The organism is Burkholderia sp. SIMBA_051 (assembly GCF_046534915.1).
In the GTDB taxonomy this organism is placed as follows: Bacteria; Pseudomonadota; Gammaproteobacteria; order Burkholderiales; family Burkholderiaceae; genus Burkholderia; species Burkholderia ambifaria.
In genome coordinates this window covers 1-247 of record NZ_JAWRXS010000690.1, presented here as the reverse complement: position 1 = coordinate 247, position 247 = coordinate 1, and the positions used below count along the sequence as shown (strand labels likewise).

General features: G+C 59.9%; 1 protein-coding gene. It reads left to right on the top strand.

The features are described from left to right. Nucleotides 1-31: 31 nt before the first annotated feature. Nucleotides 32-247, top strand: a 216-nt coding sequence (locus tag SB771_RS36235) for a thioredoxin family protein (protein ID WP_410722190.1), incomplete at its 3' end; no start/stop codon positions are given.

Below are 247 nucleotides of genomic sequence, written 5' to 3'. Positions count from 1 at the left end.
ACAGACAAACCGTTTTATCGACGAGGACGTAATGGACACCACTCTGGCCACATTCGAAAAGGACGTCATCACGGCGTCGACACTGGCCCCTGTGCTGGTCGATTTCTGGGCGCCGTGGTGCGGCCCCTGCAAAACGCTCGGCCCGATGCTGGAAAAGCTCGAAGCCGAAGGCGCCGGCAAATGGAAGCTCGTCAAGGTGAACGTGGACGAGAACCAGGAACTTGCCGCGCACTTCCAGGTGCGCAGC